The 13,210-nt window shown below is 68.3% G+C and carries 14 protein-coding genes; 12 read left to right on the forward strand and 2 right to left on the reverse strand.

The window, feature by feature from the left end; all coding sequences use genetic code 11:
- Positions 1 to 53: 53 nt before the first annotated feature.
- From ACZ5XO_RS05930 to ACZ5XO_RS05940, 3 genes are all read left to right on the forward strand, one after another.
- Positions 54 to 1,280, forward strand: a complete 1,227-nt coding sequence (locus ACZ5XO_RS05930; protein ID WP_464164353.1) for an alkaline phosphatase family protein — start codon at positions 54 to 56, stop codon at positions 1,278 to 1,280.
- 38 nt (positions 1,281 to 1,318) lie between these two features.
- Positions 1,319 to 2,560, forward strand: coding sequence for a TCR/Tet family MFS transporter (locus ACZ5XO_RS05935; RefSeq protein WP_464164354.1), 1,242 nt, complete (start codon positions 1,319 to 1,321; stop codon positions 2,558 to 2,560).
- A gap of 99 nt (positions 2,561 to 2,659) precedes the next feature.
- A complete protein-coding gene (locus tag ACZ5XO_RS05940; RefSeq protein WP_464164355.1) occupies positions 2,660 to 4,048 on the forward strand; it encodes a trypsin-like peptidase domain-containing protein in 1,389 nt (462 codons plus the stop codon).
- Positions 4,049 to 4,137: 89 nt separating this feature from the next.
- On the opposite strand, the gene ACZ5XO_RS05945 is transcribed toward ACZ5XO_RS05940, so the two are convergent.
- A complete protein-coding gene (locus ACZ5XO_RS05945) occupies positions 4,138 to 4,557 on the reverse strand; it encodes a VOC family protein (RefSeq protein ID WP_464164356.1) in 420 nt (139 codons plus the stop codon).
- 63 nt (positions 4,558 to 4,620) lie between these two features.
- Between ACZ5XO_RS05945 and ACZ5XO_RS05950 the strand changes: the two genes are divergently transcribed.
- The 9 genes from ACZ5XO_RS05950 (at position 4,621) to ACZ5XO_RS05990 (ending at position 12,295) form a co-directional block, all read left to right on the forward strand.
- Positions 4,621 to 5,931 carry a replication-associated recombination protein A gene (locus ACZ5XO_RS05950; RefSeq protein WP_464164357.1) on the forward strand — a complete coding sequence of 437 codons (1,311 nt, stop codon included), beginning with the start codon at positions 4,621 to 4,623 and terminating at the stop codon, positions 5,929 to 5,931.
- A gap of 205 nt (positions 5,932 to 6,136) precedes the next feature.
- The gene (locus tag ACZ5XO_RS05955) at positions 6,137 to 6,589 is read left to right on the forward strand and encodes a hypothetical protein (RefSeq protein ID WP_464164358.1); all 453 of its coding nucleotides are present in this window, start codon (positions 6,137 to 6,139) and stop codon (positions 6,587 to 6,589) included.
- An 11-nt stretch (positions 6,590 to 6,600) separates the two neighbouring features.
- Entirely contained in the window at positions 6,601 to 7,329 is a 729-nt protein-coding gene (locus ACZ5XO_RS05960) for an RluA family pseudouridine synthase (RefSeq protein WP_464164359.1), read from the forward strand.
- A 99-nt stretch (positions 7,330 to 7,428) separates the two neighbouring features.
- Positions 7,429 to 7,923 (forward strand): CC0125/CC1285 family lipoprotein, encoded by a 495-nt coding sequence (locus ACZ5XO_RS05965; protein WP_464164360.1) that lies wholly within the window; start codon positions 7,429 to 7,431, stop codon positions 7,921 to 7,923.
- A gap of 49 nt (positions 7,924 to 7,972) precedes the next feature.
- Complete coding sequence (crcB, locus tag ACZ5XO_RS05970; RefSeq protein WP_464164361.1) at positions 7,973 to 8,371, forward strand: fluoride efflux transporter CrcB; 399 nt, start codon at positions 7,973 to 7,975, stop codon at positions 8,369 to 8,371.
- Positions 8,368 to 9,363: an RluA family pseudouridine synthase gene (locus ACZ5XO_RS05975; RefSeq protein ID WP_464164362.1), complete on the forward strand. Its 996-nt coding sequence runs from the start codon at positions 8,368 to 8,370 to the stop codon at positions 9,361 to 9,363. Before crcB ends, ACZ5XO_RS05975 begins: the two co-directional genes overlap by 4 nt.
- On the forward strand, positions 9,360 to 10,847 hold the full coding sequence (locus tag ACZ5XO_RS05980) for a 2OG-Fe(II) oxygenase family protein (protein WP_464164363.1): 1,488 nt from the start codon (positions 9,360 to 9,362) through the stop codon (positions 10,845 to 10,847). Before ACZ5XO_RS05975 ends, ACZ5XO_RS05980 begins: the two co-directional genes overlap by 4 nt.
- A complete protein-coding gene (locus tag ACZ5XO_RS05985) occupies positions 10,844 to 11,521 on the forward strand; it encodes an HAD-IA family hydrolase (RefSeq protein ID WP_464164364.1) in 678 nt (225 codons plus the stop codon). Before ACZ5XO_RS05980 ends, ACZ5XO_RS05985 begins: the two co-directional genes overlap by 4 nt.
- Positions 11,522 to 11,530: 9 nt before the next feature.
- Complete coding sequence (locus tag ACZ5XO_RS05990; RefSeq protein ID WP_464164365.1) at positions 11,531 to 12,295, forward strand: ATP12 family chaperone protein; 765 nt, start codon at positions 11,531 to 11,533, stop codon at positions 12,293 to 12,295.
- Here ACZ5XO_RS05990 and ACZ5XO_RS05995 read toward each other — a convergent pair whose 3' ends face one another.
- Positions 12,296 to 13,063: a pseudouridine synthase gene (locus tag ACZ5XO_RS05995; protein ID WP_464164366.1), complete on the reverse strand. Its 768-nt coding sequence runs from the start codon at positions 13,061 to 13,063 to the stop codon at positions 12,296 to 12,298.
- Positions 13,064 to 13,210: the final 147 nt, after the last annotated feature.

The raw sequence follows: 13,210 nt of genomic DNA on the forward strand, positions 1-13,210 counted from the left end.
GCCTGTCGCAGATTAAGCTTAGGCAATCTCCCCGAAGTCGCTTCGGAGTTTACATGTTTTCTCGTGTCGCGGGCCTGTGTCTGGCCCTGTTGCTGACGGCCTGCGCCACCACGCCCGTTCCGACCCCCGAACCGCAGCCGGTCGAGCCGCCGCTGGTCATGTTGATCTCCATCGACGGGTTCCGCGCCGATTATCTGGACCGGGGCGTCACGCCCAATCTGTCGCGACTGGCGGGCGAGGGGGCGACGGGCCCGATGCGGCCGTCCTTCCCCAGTGTGACCTTCCCCAATCACTATACGCTGGTGACAGGGCTGCACCCTGACCACCACGGCATCGTCGGCAACAACATGATCGACGACGAGCTGGGCCGCTTCTCCCTGGGCAACAAGCAGGCGGTGACCGACCGTCGCTGGTGGGATCAGGGCGAGCCGATCTGGGTCTCGGCCGAGAAGGCGGGGCTGAAGACAGCCACCATGTTCTGGCCGGGCTCGGAAGCTGACATTCGCGGCGTGCGCCCGACCTACTGGACCACCTTCGATCAAGGCATGCCCGGCGACGCGCGGGTAGATCGTGTGCTGGAATGGATGGACCTGCCGACGGATCAGCGGCCGCAGCTGACCACCCTCTATTTCGACATCGTCGACACCCAGGGCCACCACAACGGCCCCGACGCTCCCGAAACCACTGAGGCCATCCGTTCGGTCGACGCTTCCATCGGCCGTCTGGTCGAGGGGCTGAAGGCGCGCGGTCTGTATGAGCGCACCGTACTGGTGGTGGTGTCCGATCATGGCATGGCGGCGACCTCGCCCGAGCGGGTGACCTGGATCGACGACCTGATCGACCCGGCGGCGATCCGGATCGTCTATTCCGGCGCGGTGACCTTCCTGAATCCGGTGGCGGGGCGCGAGGCCGAGGTCGAGGCGGCGCTGCTGGGTTCGCGTCCCCATCTGGACTGCTGGAAGAAAAGCGAGATCCCGGCGCGGTTCGTGCTGGGCTCCAACCCGCGCGTCTCGGTCATCGTCTGCGCCTCCGAGCCGGGCTGGACCTTCACGACCAGGGCGCGACCGGTGACCAGGCCGGGCGGGGCGCACGGCTATGACAACTTCGCCCCGGACATGGCGGCCATATTCATCGCCCACGGTCCGGGCGTGGTGCAGGGGCGGCGACTGACCGATCTGGACAGCGTGGACGTCCAGCCCTTCCTGGCGCGCCTGCTGCATGTGGACGCGCCGCGTGGCGACGGTCGGCCGGAGGACACGCTGGCGGTGACGACGCGCTGATCCGCGTCTACAAGACCGATCCAACAGATCGGCGTTTCATGTCCCTGCATCACCCCAAGGTTCGCCGCGCGGCGATGGCCTTCATCTTTGTCACGGCGGTGCTCGACATCGTGGCCATGGGGATCGTCATCCCCGTGCTGCCGCATCTGATCGAGACCTTTGTCGGCTCGAACGCGCGGGCGGGGCTGCTGAACGGGGTCTTCGTGGCCCTGTGGGCGGGAATGCAGTTCCTGGCCTCGCCGGTCATCGGCTCGCTGTCGGACCAGTACGGGCGCCGGCCGGTCATCCTGATCAGCTGCGCCGGTCTGGCGGCGGACTATGTGCTGATGGCCCTGGCGCCCAACCTGTGGTGGTTGGCGGTCGGGCGGCTGATCGCGGGCGTCACCTCGTCCAGCTTCACGACCATCTACGCCTATATGGCCGACATCACCGAGCCGGATAAACGGGCGCGGGCCTATGGTCTGATCGGCGCGGCCTTCTCGGGCGGCTTCGTCCTGGGGCCGGTGCTGGGCGGTTTCCTGGGCGAGTTCGGACCGCGCGTGCCCTTCTGGGTGGCGGGCGGTCTGTCGGGCGTGGCCTTCCTCTATGGCCTGTTCATCCTGCCCGAGAGCCTGGCGCCCGAGAAGCGGATGAAGTTCAGCTGGCGACGGGCCAATCCCGTCGGGGCCATGATCCTGCTGAAACGCCATGCCGAACTGACCGGCCTCGCGGTCGTGAACTTCCTGCTCTACTTCGCCCACCACGTCTTTTCGGCGGTCTTCGTCCTCTACGCCGGGCTGAGGTACGACTGGGGGCCGTGGCAGGTCGGGATGCTGCTGGCCCTGGTGGGCGTGCTGGACATGATCGTCCAGGGCGTTCTGGTCGGGCCGGTTTCCAAGAAGCTGGGCGACCGGATGACCATGATCCTTGGTCTGTGCGGCGGCACGGTCGGCATCGCCATGATGGGCTGGGCTCCGACGGGCGTGGCCTTCATCATCGCCATGCTGCCCAACGCCCTGTGGGGTCTGGCCATGCCGACCCTGCAGTCCCTGATGACGCGCCGGGTCAGCGAGAGCGAGCAGGGCCAGTTGCAGGGCGCGAACATGAGCGTCGCCTCCATTGCCGGGGTGGCCTCGCCGCTGTTCTTCGGCTGGGTCTATTCGGAGTCGGTGGAGCAGGGGATGTGGGCGCCCAATCCGGGCCTCGCCTTCTATCTGGCCGCGGTCGTCCTGGCCCTGGCGGCCCTGATCGGCTGGATCACGGTGCGCCGGGCGGAACGGGACGAGGTCACGGTCGTTTGATCGCGAGTGGCGTCAGGCTTGGCCGTTGGCCTTGATCCTGTCCCAAAACCGTTGCGCAATGCCTTGTAAACTCAGCCTTCCGAACGAGACCGGGACGAGATGAAGACTTCCAGACTGGCCATCGCCGCCGCCCTGATGCTGTCCGCCTGCGGCCAGCCGCAACCGTCCAAGGCGCAGGAGGGGGTCTTCGCCGAGCAGCCGCGTCAGGCCCCGCGCGACGCCGGAACCATGAAGTCCAGCTTCGCCCCCGTGGTGCGCGAGGCCGCGCCCGCGGTGGTCAATATTTCGGCGCGTGGCGTGCAGCAGGTCCGCGATCCCTTCTTCGAGCTGTTCGGCGGCGGACCGCAGTCCCGCGTGACCGGCTCGATCGGTTCGGGCGTCATCGTGCGCGCCGACGGGGTGGTGGTGACCAACAACCATGTCATCCAGAACATGCAGCAGATCCGCGTCACCCTGAACGACCGGCGCGAGTATCCGGCCCGCGTCCTGCTGGCCGACGAACGCTCCGACATCGCCGTGCTGCAACTGGAACAGGTGGACGGCGATCTGCCGGTGCTGCGTATCGACGATCAGGAAGAGCAGCAGGTCGGCGATCTGGTCCTGGCCATCGGCAATCCGTTCGGTGTGGGCCAGACGGTGACCAACGGCATCATCTCGGCGGTGAACCGCACCGAGACGGGGATCAGCGATTCCGGCTCCTTCATCCAGACCGACGCGGCCATCAATCCCGGCAACTCGGGCGGCGCCCTGGTCGATATGGACGGCGACCTGATCGGCATCAACACGGCCATCTTCTCGCGCACCGGCTCCTCGACGGGGGTGGGTTTCGCCGTGCCGGCGACCATGGTGAAGCGGGTGGTGGATTCCGCCGTCGGCGGGGCCAAGTCCGTCGTACGCCCCTGGCTGGGCGTGAAGGGCGACACCGTCAGCGCCGACATCGCCCGCAGCCTGGGCCTGTCGCGGCCGCAGGGCCTGATCATCACCGAGGTCTATCCTCAGGGACCAGGCGCGCGCGCCGGTCTGGAGCAGGGCGACGTCATCACCGCCGTGGATGGGGCCGAGATCAATGATCAGGGCGGCCTGAACTTCCGCGTCGGCACCCGCTCACCCAATGACACGGTGGCCGTGACCATTCTGCGCGACGGACGGACCCAGACGGTCAACGCCCGCGTCTCGACCCTGCCGGGCGACGCCGATCCGGGCCAGGGCACGACCGTGGGGCAGGGGGCTCTGGCCGGCCTGCAGGGCGTGGCGCTGAATCCCGCCCTGGCCGACCGTCTGGGCGGCGACCCCTTCACCAGCGGCGTGGTTGTGACCGGCCTGCAGCGCAACAGCATCCCCGCGCGCATCGGCCTGCGCCCCAACGACCTGATCGTTCAGGTGGACGGCCGTCCGGCGACCTCGGTCGCGGCGCTCGGCCGGGCTCAGCGCGGGACGGAGCTGACCATTGTGCGCGGTGGGCGCAGGTTGACGGGGCGCTTGCCGTAGGGACGGCCGCTGCCTTTCCCTCCCCACCCGGTCCTCGCTTCGCTCCGACCACCCTCCCCGAACGGGGAAGGGAGAAGGGTTTTGGTCGTTCAGCCCTTGGGCCGGCCGCCGATGGACCAGGTGTGGCCGAAGGGGTCGCGGACCTGACCGTAGCGGTCGCCCCAGAACTGGTCCTCCAGCGGCATGACGGGGATGGCGCCCGCCACCAGGGCGCGGTTCCACCATTCGTCCGGATCGTCGACCTGAAGGTGCAGGGTTACGCCTCTGGGCGTGATGTCGGCCTCGCCGGTCCATTCGGGGAATTCGTCGGCCAGCATCAGGCTGGCGCCGTTGATTTTGAGGTGGGCGTGCATCAGCCGCTCGCCGTCCTCGGCGGGCATGCGCATGATCTCCTCGGCGCCGAAGGCCCGACCGTAGAATTCGATCGCCGCCTGGCCGCCCCGCGACGGAATGGTCAGGTGGGGCGTGACGCCGCCGGTGGGCCCCTGGTTCGGCTGGGACGCGGTCATGGTATCTCCGGGCCGTTAGAAGTGCGTGTATTCGCCTGAACGAACGCCTATCTAGGCTGTTCCATGATTGATCTGTTCGAAGCCTCCGGCATCCACGCTCCTGACGCCCCCTTGGCCGACCGTTTGCGCCCGCAGACGCTGGAACAGGTCGTGGGCCAGGACCACCTGCTGGGCGAGGGCGGGCCGATCCGCCGCATGATCGAGGCCGGGCGTCTGGGCTCCATGATCCTGTGGGGACCTCCGGGGACCGGCAAGACCACCATCGCCCGGCTGCTCGCCAAGGCGGCGGGCTATGAATACCAGTCGATCAGCGCTGTATTCTCAGGCGTCGCGGACCTCAAGAAGGCGTTCGAGGCCGCGCGGATGCGCCGCGCCGCGGGTCAGCAGACCCTGTTGTTCGTCGACGAAATCCACCGCTTCAACCGCGCCCAGCAGGACGGCTTCCTGCCCTTCGTCGAGGAGGGGATCGTCACCCTGGTCGGGGCCACGACGGAAAACCCCAGCTTCGAGCTGAACGGCGCCTTGCTGTCGCGCTCGCAGGTCTATGTGCTGAAGCGTCTGGACGACGCGGCGCTGGATCAGCTTCTGGATCGGGCGGCGGCTTTGATGGAGCGGCCCCTGCCGCTGACGCCGGAAGCGCGTCAGGCCATGCTGGCCCTGGCTGACGGCGACGGCCGCTATCTGCTGACCATGTCCGAGGTTCTGTTCGACCTGCCTGAAGGCGACTTGCTGGACGTTCAGGCCCTGGCGGGCGTGTTGCAGAAGCGGGCCCCTGCCTACGACAAGTCGCGTGAGGAGCACTACAACCTCATTTCAGCCCTGCATAAGTCGGTGCGCGGTTCGGACCCGGACGCGGCGCTCTACTGGCTGGCGCGGATGCTGAACGGGGGCGAGGACCCGCTCTATCTGGCGCGGCGCATCGTGCGGATGGCGGTCGAGGACATCGGTCAGGCCGATCCCCTGTCCATCCTGGTCGCCAATGCGGCCAAGGACACCTACGACTTCCTCGGCAGCCCCGAGGGCGAACTGGCGCTGGCTCAGGCGGTGGTCCATCTGGCCACCGCGCCCAAGTCGGTCGGGGTCTATGAGGCCTTCAAGGCGGCGAAAAAGGCGGCGCACGAAACCGGCTCCCTGATGCCGCCCGCCCATATCCGGAACGCCCCGACCAAGCTGATGAAGCAGCTTGGTTACGGCAAGGGCTACCAGTACGACCCTGACACGCCCGAGGGCTTCTCCGGCGCGAACTTCTTCCCCGACGAGATGGAACGCCGCACCTTCTACAAGCCCAAGGGCGAGGGCCACGAAGAGAAGGTCAAGGCGCGGCTGGAACGCTGGGCGGCCATGCGGGCACGGGCGCAGAAGCACGAGACCTAAGGCTTTCCTCCCCAGGGAGGGGGACCGCGTAGTGGTGGAGGGGGCGGCGCAACGCCAGCCGTCGAGACGCCCCCTCCGTCACGTGCGCTTCGCGCCCGCGCCACCTCCCCATGAAATGGGGAGGAAAGGGAGAGTGATCGCTGTTCATTGTTAAGCATGGCGGTTCGGGATTAGCCTCCTCCCATCGGCAACCTGGGGAGGGAACATGACCGATATTGCAAGACGGGCGGCGACGCCTTGGCATCTCTGGCTGGTGGGGGTGTTGTCGCTGTTGTGGAACGGCTTTGGCGGATACGACTTCATCCAGACCACCACGCGTGGCGAAGCCTATATGCGTGAATCCGGTTTCGGCGACGACATGATCGCCTATTACAACGCCATGCCGACATGGATGTACGTGCCATGGACGCTGGGCGTCTGGGGCGCGGTGATCGGGTCTCTGCTGTTGCTGGCGCGCAGTCGCTGGGCGGTTCACGCCTTCGCCTTGTCGTTGCTGGGGGCAGTGGTCAGCCTGATCTACTCCAAGTTCATCAACCCGCCGCCGGCCCTGCCGCCGGAGTTGGCGATGATGGAATGGATGCCCTACGTCATCACGGTCATCGCGGCCCTGTTGCTCTGGTATGCCTCGGCCATGGCGAAGAAGGGCGTCCTCCGCTAAAGGCTCGGCGGGTGAAAACCCGCCAGCCCGCTTCCCTGACCGAAGAAGACATCGCCGCCGTCCGTTCGTGGGTCATCCACGAGGACGCGCACATCATCGCCTTCAACAAGCCCTCGGGCCTGTCGAGCCAGGGCGGACGCATTCAAGCCCATACCCTGGACGACCTGCTGTGGGCCTTCGCCCGCTCGAACGGCAAGCGGCCGGAGCTGGTTCATCGGCTGGACCGCGACACCTCGGGCGTCATACTGGCGGCCAAGACCAAGCCCGCCGCAGGCTTCCTGGGCAAGGCCATGCAGATGCGCCGGTTCCAGAAGACCTATCTGGCCCTGATCTCCGCCGCACCCGAGCCCAAGTCGGGCCGCATCACCGCCGCCCTGCGCCGCGAAGAGATCGGCCGCGAGAGCTATATGCGGGTGGTCGAGTTCGATGCGCCGGGCGCGCAAGGCGCCGTCAGCGGCTATCGCACCCTGGCCGCTAGCGAGGACGGGGCTCTGGTCGAGCTGTCGCCCGAGACGGGACGGATGCACCAGCTGCGTGTCCATATGGCCTCGATCGGTCGACCCCTGGTCGGGGACGTGCGTTACGGCGGGGCCCTGACCTTCGCCGGGCGCGGCGCGTCGCGCCTGATGCTGCACGCCGCCAAACTGTCCTTCCCTCATCCCGAGAGCGGCGAGCGCGTGACGCTGGAGGCGCCCCCGCCCGAGGACTTCATGGCCCTGAAGGCGGCGGCGGCTCTGTGAGCCATCCTCCCCCCGCGTAGCGGGGCAGTTCAGCCTCTGTTCAGGTTCGCAGCGGAACATCCGGGCAGGCCCGGCGCTAATCGGGCAAGGAGATCGCCGATGAAACGCCTGACCCTTAGCCTGATCGCCGCCTCAGCCCTGGCGCTGGGCGCCTGCGCCAGCCTGGCCCCCTATGGCCCGCAGCAGTCGGGGCGCGGGCAGGGGTTCAGCGAGCAGCAGATCGAATCCAACCGTTTCCGCGTCACCTACAACGGCGTCGGCGCGCCCGGCCCGGTGGTCGATCGCGCCCTTTTCCGCGCGGCGCAACTGACCGTGGATCAGGGCTATGACTGGTTCGAGGTGACGCAGCGCTGGATCGACGGTCGTCCCGACAGCGCCGGCGGCGTGCGTCCCAGCGTCTCGATCGGCGCGGGCTCCAGTCGATATGGCGGCTATCGCTCGTCGGGCGTCGGCGTCGGCCTGGGCTTCGATCTCAGCGGCCCCCAGCCGACCTCGACCACGCTCGAGGTCGTCATGGGACGCGGCGCCAAGCCGGATCGTTCCGAGGCCTATGACGCGCGGCGGGTCCAGGACGCGATCCGCAACCGGCTGTAGCCCGCCGCCGACCGCTGTCATTCCCGCCGTGTCGGTGTAGAAGCCCGACATGATGCAATTTCTTCTCGTCGCCGTCGGCGGCGCCCTGGGGGCCATGGCCCGCTACGGCCTGGGTCTGACGGCGGGGCGGCTGGCGCCCGGCGCGGCCTGGCCGTGGGGCACCTTCGTCGCCAATACCACGGGTGGTCTGCTGATGGGGCTTCTGGCCGGCTGGCTGGCGCTGAAGGCGGGCGCGGGGCAGGAGGGCGTCCGCCTGTTCGCCGCCGTCGGCGTGCTGGGCGGCTTTACGACCTTTTCCGCCTTTTCACTGGAAGCGGCCTTGATGATCGAACGCCGTGAACTGGCCACGGCTTTCGTCTATGCGGTGGGTTCGGTGGTTCTTTCCATCGCCGCCCTGTTCGTCGGCCTGATGATCGCGCGCAAACTGTTTACCGGAGTGGGCGCATGAGCCGCGAAGTCCAGACCCTCTACGTCGCTGAAGACGAGCACGACATCCGGCTGGACCGCTGGTTCAAGCGCCGCTGGCCGCACCTTACGCATATTCAGGTGGAGAAGATGGCCCGCAGCGGCCAGATTCGCGTCGACGGCTCGCGGGTCAAGCCGCAGGACCGCCTGACCGCCGGCGCCGCCGTGCGCGTGCCGCCCCTGCCCGAGGCCAATCCGCGCAAGCCCGGCGATGTGCACGAACTGTCGGAACGCGACGTGGCCTACGCCAAGTCGCTGGTTCTCTATGAAGACGACATGGTCATCGCCCTGAACAAGCCGCACGGACTGGCCGTGCAGGGCGGCACCAAGACGACCAAGCACGTCGACCGCCTGCTGTCGGCGTGGGGCGAGGGGATGGACCGGCCGCGTCTGGTCCACCGCCTGGACCGCGACACCTCGGGAGTGCTGCTGCTGGGCAAGGGGCCGGAGGCGGCCAAGCGTCTGGCCGGGGCCTTCGCCCGCCGTCAGGCCAAGAAGACCTATTGGGCCATCGTCATCGGCAACCCCAAGCCTTCGGCCGGTCAGATTGACATGGCGCTGAAGAAGACCGGCATCAACGACTTCGAGATGATGCGCCCTGCCGATCCCAAGGACCCCAGGGGCGAACCGGCCGAGACCGCCTTCGCCACCATCAGCCGCGCCGCCCATCGCGCCGCCTGGATGGCCCTGCGCCCCTTCACCGGCCGGACGCACCAGTTGCGCGCCCACATGGCGGCCATCGGCCATCCCATCCTGGGCGATCCCAAGTACGGCGACGAGAAGTCCCGTGAACTGTCCGGCGTGCTGAAGCTGCAACTGCACGCCCGCCGCATCGAACTGGACCACCCGCGCGGGGGCAAGCTGATCGTCGAGGCGCCGCTCAGTCCCGAGATGAAGGCCGGCTTCGCCCACTTCGGCTTCGCCGAGGACGAGAGCGAGGGCGATCCCTTCGAGGGGGTCAAGCGCCAGCGATGATGTCCACCGACCGCCTTGTCCAGCAGGCGGAGTTCCTGCTGGACCAAAACCGTCCGGCAGAGGCTCTGGCGGTCATCCAGCGGGTGACGGCGGTCAGCGGCGCGCCGTCAGCGGCCTTCACCTATCACGCCAACGCCCTTCAGGCTCTGGGGCGTGGTGATGAAGCCCTGCCTCTGGCGCGACGGGCCGTGACGATCGCCCCTGCCAGCGTGTCCGCTCGCCATAACCTGGCCGCCCTGCAAGGGGATCTGGGATTGTGCGCCGAGGCGGAGGCTGCGGCGCGCCAGGCGCTTGATCTGGGCGGCGACGCTCCGGAAACCTGGCTGGTCCTGGGGCGGGCCTTGCAGGGTCAGAACCGCTTTGACGAGGCGGAGGCCGCATTCCGCGCTGCGGCCGCCCGACGCCCCGGCGATGTGGACGCCTTGAGGGATCTGGCCCACCTGATCTGGATGCGGACCGCCGATCTGGACGCGGCGACCGTCGAGCTGGACGCGGCTATCGCGCGAACGCCGGCGCATGAGGCCCTTCGCGCCGCCAAGGCCCGTTTGCAGGAATACGCCGGAGCGGCGCAGGCCGGTTACGCGACGCTCGCCACGGGTCTGCTGAGCCCGGCGGGGCACCTGGCGGCGGCCCGACTGGCGCTGCAGTTTGATCCGGCGAAGGCGATGCATCATGTCCGTCAGGCGGGCGCCCAGGGTCGGCACGCGGCGCATCCGGTGCGCCTGGCCATGGCGGAATGCCATATCGCCCTGGGCGAGCCCGGCGAGGCGCTGGAGCAGATTTCGCATCTGCGCGAGGCGACGCCGCTGGATCAGTATGTCTTGGCCCTGCAGGCGACGGCGATGCGGATGCTGGACGAGCCAGGCTATCGGGCGCTCTATGACTATCAGGCCTTGGTCCGCCCGGCGGTGATCGACACCCCTGAGGGGTGGCCGGACCTGGCCGCCTATCTGGCGGATCTGCAAACGGCCCTGGTCGAGCTTCACGGATTGAAGACCCATCCTGTCGGGCAGTCCCTGCGCGGCGGTTCCCAGACGTCCAGTTCTCTGCGGACCAGCGATCATCCCGCCATTCAGGCCTTCTTCCAGGCCATTGACGGCCCGATCCGCCGCTACCTGGCGGCGCTTGGGCCGGGCGACGATCCCTTGAGGTCGCGCAATACAGGGGATTACAGGATCGCGGGCTGCTGGTCTGTTCGGTTGCAGCCCAACGGCTTCCACGCCGATCACGTCCATCCCCAGGGGTGGCTCTCGTCAGCCTTCTATATCCAGCTGCCGGCGACGCTGGACGATGGCGACCGGCAAGGTTGGATCAAGTTCGGCGAGCCGCCGTTGCGGACGCCGGCGGGGCTGCCCGCGGAGCATGCCGTGCGACCGGAGCCGGGGACCCTGGTGCTGTTCCCCTCCTACATGTGGCACGGGACCGTACCGTTCAGCGGCGAGGACACCCGTCTGACGATCGCCTTCGATGTTGTTCCCGCATGACGCGCCCGCTCGCCGTCTTCGATATTGACGGGACCCTGGTGGACAGCCGGGCCTCGATCCATCGCGCCTGCTGCGAAGCCGCGCGCGAGCTGGGCCTGCCCGAGCCGTCCTATGACCGGGTGCGCCAGATCGTCGGCCTGACGCTGGACAAGGCGCTGCACGTTCTGGAGCCGGACCTGACGCTGGCGGAGCTGGCGGACTTCGTCGCCGCCTTCCAGGCCAGCTTCCGCGCCATGTACGACGCCGGGCACGAGGAGCCCCTCTATCCCGGCGTCATGGACACCCTGCGTCGTCTGAAACGCGAAGGCTGGCGGCTGTCGCTGGCGACGGGCCAGAACCGACGCGGGGTGGCGCGCAATCTGGCCCGGCCGGAATGGAGCGACCTCTTCCTGTCCAGTCACTGCGCCGCCGACGGGCCGGGCAAGCCTGATCCGGCCATGCTGTTCGCCGCCATGACCGCCTGCGGGGCCGATGCGGCCTCGACCGTCATGATCGGCGACACCAGCCATGACATCCTGATGGCGCTGAACGCGGGGGTCCATCCGCTGGGCGTCGGCTGGGGTTTCCACACCCATGAGGAACAGGTCGCGGCGGGCGCCCGTCACGTCGCCGTCGACTGTCCAGATCTGGAGGCGGCGCTGGATCGCTTCGCCTCGACCGCAATCGCCGCCTAGAAGAGCGCCATGTCCCACATCCCCCCGCTTGATCCCAACGTCGCCGCCCGCAAGGGCTTTCGCGAGTCCGAGGAGCGCGTCAAACGCTTCTGGAAAGCCGTTGATGTGACCAGGGATGACGGCGGCTGGACCGTGCGTCTGGACGGGCGCACCCCCAAGACCCCGGCGGGCGCCACCCTGACCTTGCCGACCGAGGCCGCCGCGCAACTGGTCGCGGACGAATGGGCGGCGCAGGGCGAGTTCGTGGAGCCGGGGACCATGCCCGCCACCCGCCTGGCCTCGACCGCCATCGACCGGGTCAGCCAGACGCGCGAGCCGGTGGCCGCCGAGATCGCCGCCTATGCCGGGTCGGACGTCATCTGCTACCTGGCCGAACATCCGGCGAACCTGATCGAGCGCCAGCAGGCCGAATGGGGACCGTGGCGCGACTGGGCGGCGCGTGAACTGGATGTGGTCCTGCACGCCGCCGAGGGCATTGTTCACCGGCCCCAGGCGCCGGAGGCGCTGGAGCGGGTCAAGGCTCTGGCCCTGGCGATGGACGACCACAGCCTGACCGGACTGGCGACGGCCGTGCCGCTGTTCGGCTCGGCGGTGCTGGGCCTGGCGGTCCAGCGCGGCGCCCTGTCGGGCGAGGCGGCGCTGGATCTGTCGCGTCTGGACGAGGCCTTCACCGAGGAACGCTGGGGCGTGGACGAGGAAGCCGCCGCGCGCATCGCCGCCCATCGCGCCGAGGCGACCCTGCTGCAGCGATGGTTCGAGGCGCTGCGGGCCTGATCAGCCCGCCGAGCCGTTGATCAGGGCTTCGCGCTCTTCGGGCGTGATCATCCGCCACCTGCCTTCGGGCAGGTTGTCCAGACGGATCGGGCCGACGCGGATGCGCAGCAGGTCCGTGACCTCAAGGTCCACCATCTCGCACATCCGGCGGATCTGACGGTTGCGGCCCTCGGTCAGGATGAAGCGCAGGCGGTTCTGCTCCATGCGCGAGACCTTGGCGTACTTCAGCACCCGTCCGTCCAGCATCAGGCCGCGCCGCAGCAGGGCCAGCTTCTTTTCGGTGACGTCGCCCGCCACGCGGACCAGGTATTCCTTGTCCAGATGCGACTGCGGCCCGATCACGGCCTTGGCCACCACCCCGTCGGACGACAGCATCAGCAGGCCGCGCGAATCCTCGTCCAGACGGCCGATGGGCGGCAGGGAGGCGTCCTCGGCCGGGACGGCGCCCTCGCCGACACGATTGGCCTCGCTCAGCAGGCGCACGGCGGGAATCTTGTCCGGCTCGGGCTGGCCCGAGACATAGCCGATCGGCTTGTGCATCAGGATGGTCACGCCCGAGGCCAGGGCGGCCTCGCCCCGGTCGTTCAGGGTCAGGGTCTGGCCCGGCTCGATCTTGCGGCCGGCGTCGGTGACGGTCTCGCCGTCGATGGCGACCATGCCGGCGGCGATCAGGGCCTCGGCCTCGCGGCGCGAGCAGACGCCGGTTTGGCCCAGCCACTTGTTGATGCGGACAGGCTCGGGGCCGTCGTAGGTGCGGGTGAAAGCCATGGGAACCGTCCTCAAAGATGCCGCTCTGTAGAAGGCCGGGGGCAGGGCAGGCAAGGCGTCAGACGAGCAGCGTGCGGAAAGATTTCAAACACAGCGTCTGAATATCGCTGAGATCAAATGGTCTGGATCTGACATTGACCCTCAGCG

The organism is Brevundimonas sp. T2-11, assembly GCF_055397675.1.

Coding starts and splice junctions, on each gene's coding strand:
- ACZ5XO_RS05930 (WP_464164353.1), top strand. CDS start 54: ATGTTTTCTCGTGTCGCGGGCCTGTGTCTGGCCCTGTTGCTGACGGCC.
- ACZ5XO_RS05935 (WP_464164354.1), top strand. CDS start 1,319: ATGTCCCTGCATCACCCCAAGGTTCGCCGCGCGGCGATGGCCTTCATC.
- ACZ5XO_RS05940 (WP_464164355.1), top strand. CDS start 2,660: ATGAAGACTTCCAGACTGGCCATCGCCGCCGCCCTGATGCTGTCCGCC.
- ACZ5XO_RS05945 (WP_464164356.1), bottom strand. CDS start 4,557: ATGACCGCGTCCCAGCCGAACCAGGGGCCCACCGGCGGCGTCACGCCC.
- ACZ5XO_RS05950 (WP_464164357.1), top strand. CDS start 4,621: ATGATTGATCTGTTCGAAGCCTCCGGCATCCACGCTCCTGACGCCCCC.
- ACZ5XO_RS05955 (WP_464164358.1), top strand. CDS start 6,137: ATGACCGATATTGCAAGACGGGCGGCGACGCCTTGGCATCTCTGGCTG.
- ACZ5XO_RS05965 (WP_464164360.1), top strand. CDS start 7,429: ATGAAACGCCTGACCCTTAGCCTGATCGCCGCCTCAGCCCTGGCGCTG.
- crcB (WP_464164361.1), top strand. CDS start 7,973: ATGATGCAATTTCTTCTCGTCGCCGTCGGCGGCGCCCTGGGGGCCATG.
- ACZ5XO_RS05975 (WP_464164362.1), top strand. CDS start 8,368: ATGAGCCGCGAAGTCCAGACCCTCTACGTCGCTGAAGACGAGCACGAC.
- ACZ5XO_RS05980 (WP_464164363.1), top strand. CDS start 9,360: ATGATGTCCACCGACCGCCTTGTCCAGCAGGCGGAGTTCCTGCTGGAC.
- ACZ5XO_RS05985 (WP_464164364.1), top strand. CDS start 10,844: ATGACGCGCCCGCTCGCCGTCTTCGATATTGACGGGACCCTGGTGGAC.
- ACZ5XO_RS05990 (WP_464164365.1), top strand. CDS start 11,531: ATGTCCCACATCCCCCCGCTTGATCCCAACGTCGCCGCCCGCAAGGGC.
- ACZ5XO_RS05995 (WP_464164366.1), bottom strand. CDS start 13,063: ATGGCTTTCACCCGCACCTACGACGGCCCCGAGCCTGTCCGCATCAAC.